Below are 3,264 nucleotides of genomic sequence, written 5' to 3'. Positions count from 1 at the left end.
CAAGGCGTCGGCAAGCCGGGCTGCTGCCTCACCACCGAGGGCGTGGCCCAGCGCGCGCAAAGCGCGAGCCTGCGATCGCGTACGACGTTGATACCGGCCCGCCAAGGCGTGGATGTTCTCGGCAAACGTACGACGGGGGCAATTGGCGTTCGTACACTTGAAGCGACGCACCTCAATAGCGAGAATGACCCGCTGCTCGAGCATCGGACGTTCTTCCAGCCTGCGCACATAGCGTCCGTGGAGTCGGTGACTCCAACGATGGCAGCCAGGACAACGTGCCGCGCGAACCATACTGCAGGCTTCGACAGTAATGGTCTCCCCTTGCACTTCGCTGGAGACGAAGCGCTTGCCTACACGGGCGAGAATACGATCGATCCCACCGAGAACTTGCCTCATGGTAACGGTCAACGTACGGCCAAACCGGCTGGAAATCAAGCCCTCGACTCGGTCGTCACACAAAGTGCGGGAGACCCGTAATCGTGTTCCGCTTATGAAGTAATACTGCTCCGTTTAAAGAATGTGGTGACTGGGCTGTTGGAAAGGCCTTCACTGCAGCAATTCAGGCAGCAACGCGACAACTTTCCGGTCAGCCTTCATCGCAACAACGATCTGGCGGCTTTGCCGTTCGACGCACCATACCCTTTCCGCCAGCTTCGTGAGGATCTCACGCGAGTGCTCATGCTGTTCAACAACGTCGAAGCCGCTGAGCCAACGCACCACTCCGGTAAGCGGATGCAGAGGTTTGCACCAAAGAGCGTTGGGATGCCGACAGCCGTTCCAGTGCATCGCGGCGAGCAGCCACGCCACCGCGTTGACCTGGGCGGCTGCCACCTTGATGTTGGGCTTGTTAGGATCGAAACGTCGAACGGCGCGACGGATCATCATCCGTTGGCGACGCGGCACCTTTGCCCAGGCCCGGCGCAGCAATAATCTCGTCAAATGCTCGCTGTCGTGCAGCAACGCACTCGAGTCGCAGCCGGCCATCGCCTCGGAGGTCCACCCGCTTGAGGCTCGGGTCTGATAGCGTCCGATGTCGGCGATAAGCGCTCGGCGGCCCAGAATCTGGCGCCAGTCACGAATGAGTTTTTCACGCTTACTCGTTGGCTGTAGCTGAAAAACCGCCTCGCGTCCGCGCGGTATTGGAACGTTCTCGGGATTGGGCTCAGACAGTTCCAACACAAGGATCGGCAAGACCACAGTCAATACCTCCGGTCGTACTGTCAATTACGTGGCGACGTAACCGGGCGGCCTCCGCCAGCCGATGGGCGGCCCAGCGTCGTGAAATGGTAGATCGGCTTGGCGGATTGACACTGGCCCCTACGCATCGCTTCCGCATTTCGACGACAAGCTCGAAGAGCGGATGAGCGAAACGAGGCTGTCGCGGCAGCCAATCGGTAATCACCTCACTGACGATCTTCTCGACCTTCGCCGCTAGACGCTGACTTCCCATCTTGGGGCCTCGGTTATGCGGTATCAACGCGCTTGCCAAAGGATTCGCGAGGAAGCGCCGGCGCAACCGATAAACTGTAGACCAATGGATCCCAAGCAATGCGCCCGCCATCTCAGCTTGCTTACGCGAAAGAGGACCCGTCCCAAGCTTACGTAAGACCCTCACCATCGCCCGTTCGCGCGCCGTTGCAGTTTTCACCGCCCGGTCTGAGTTCGCGTGCTTTCGCACCCGACGTAGTTTACTGAGCGGCAACTCCTGCTTGGCGGATGCGGTGGCCGGGCGTGGCATTCGTACGTTCGTTAAGGTCGGCGCACTCAGCTCCGGCACAAGGATCGGCATGACCATTGTCTATACCTCCGGTTGTACGGTCTGTTGAGCGGCGACGTATCCAGACTCCCGCACCGCTCGCTCCCAATGCGCCGAATCTAGTACCAATCCTGCACTATCCCACTGGGGCCCATTCAGTAGCACTGACTCGACAGCACGGGTGAAATAGTCCATGTGCAGTTCGACAGGCCCAGCCAGTTGCGCGACAGTGTGGGCGTTCACGAAGCCATTCCACAGCGCCGCGGCCGATTGCTCCAGTCTTAAGCCGGCAGCGTACGCGTCGGGATAGAAGAAGGCCGTGAATGAGCTCCCGGTGTCCTCTGGATAGCAAGTCATGTCGTAGCTAGCCAGGCAGGTTGCTGCTTCAACGGCGCCTGTAATGCCTCTGAAGTGCATTTGCTCGATCATGAAACGAGCGACGATTTGCTCGTCACCGGAGAGCTGATATTGTGCCTTCTGCTCCATCAGTTGCGGCTGCCCTACCAGAAAGGTGATCAGGCGCACGCCATGGTGAGCGAGCTGATCATGGACGTCGCGCAGCCATTCCAGCGCATGCTTGGACAGCCGTTGGGCTTCGTCACAAAAGAGCACCACAATATGGCCCGAGCGCATTTGTAGCTGCTCGTTCAGCCGACGCATCAAAGCGAAGCGCTTGTCCGCAATGGTCCTGGGCTGTGGGTCCCTGACACCAGCGGCGCTCAGCAATGCACTGAAGAACGCCCCCTCGTAGTCGCTTCGATGATATTCGCAAGACATCCTCAGCACGAGAATTTCACCCCGGTTCCTACCAAGGTGTAATGCCAGATAGTCAATTGCGTGAGTCTTGCCCATGCGAGGACGGGCGTAGATCAACGCTCCGGGGATCAACACGCGCACGCAACGTTCGACGAGGTCGACGAAGCTTTCGATAGCTGCCGTCGCAACGCGATAGTGACGGCGAGCAAGCGGATGATTGTGCACCGTCAGGTCTGCCGGATTCACCGCCGTTGCATTAGGCGTGCGGCTGGCTGGGCGGACTCGGGTCGCCCTGACACGTGCACGCGGTGCACCTTTCTGGGCCGTGGTGGTCTTCTCGTTCATGCCTGCTCCTTGCCGGCGAGATCAGTTCCTCTTCGCCCTTCACGACCGGCAATAGTCCGGGCCCGGCCAGCGCCCGTTTTAGCGCGCGCCAATGATTACCGGGAGTACCCCCGGGCAATGCGCAACGGCTTGCCTATAACTGGTCCCTTGGCCAGTGGCGAAGGCGGCTGTTTCGGTGTCACTGTTTCACTTGCCGATCCAGACGGAGGGGGCGTGGCTGTCTGGCGCTCGCGTTGCACTTGCGCGATGTCGCTAGCCGCTCTTCGACGCTTTGCGGCCTGCTTGCGTCTGAGGGCAAGGAAAACCTCGATCGGGTTGTCGCCGGGGCCGAAGTCTAGTTCGCGTTCACGCTTGGCCTTGAAGATCTGCTGGCGCACCCGCAACGAATGCGGCTCGTCGCGCCACCT

General features: G+C 60.0%; 3 protein-coding genes and 1 pseudogene. All 4 read right to left on the bottom strand.

Annotation, left to right across the window (positions count from 1 at the left end):
- Positions 1–291: transposase family protein (locus tag K206_RS42295; protein ID WP_231401733.1), on the bottom strand; the 291-nt coding region annotated here is incomplete at its 3' end.
- Positions 292–546: 255 nt separating this feature from the next.
- The gene (locus K206_RS42290; RefSeq protein WP_196812973.1) at positions 547–1,197 is read right to left on the bottom strand and encodes a hypothetical protein; all 651 of its coding nucleotides are present in this window, start codon (positions 1,195–1,197) and stop codon (positions 547–549) included.
- A 601-nt stretch (positions 1,198–1,798) separates the two neighbouring features.
- The gene (locus tag K206_RS0135410) at positions 1,799–2,857 is read right to left on the bottom strand and encodes an ATP-binding protein (protein WP_081651626.1); all 1,059 of its coding nucleotides are present in this window, start codon (positions 2,855–2,857) and stop codon (positions 1,799–1,801) included.
- Positions 2,858–2,952: 95 nt separating this feature from the next.
- Positions 2,953–3,264, bottom strand: a pseudogene (locus K206_RS44515) (hypothetical protein); the annotation flags it as partial.

This window comes from Cupriavidus sp. WS (assembly GCF_000395345.1).
Classification (GTDB): Bacteria; Pseudomonadota; Gammaproteobacteria; order Burkholderiales; family Burkholderiaceae; genus Cupriavidus; species Cupriavidus basilensis_B.
Note: the sequence above shows the minus strand (reverse complement) of the source record. Positions and strands in the feature narration are given on the sequence as shown.

Excerpts from the sequence above, each read along its gene's own strand:
- K206_RS0135410 (WP_081651626.1), bottom strand. The coding sequence starts at position 2,857 with ATGAACGAGAAGACCACCACGGCCCAGAAAGGTGCACCGCGTGCACGT.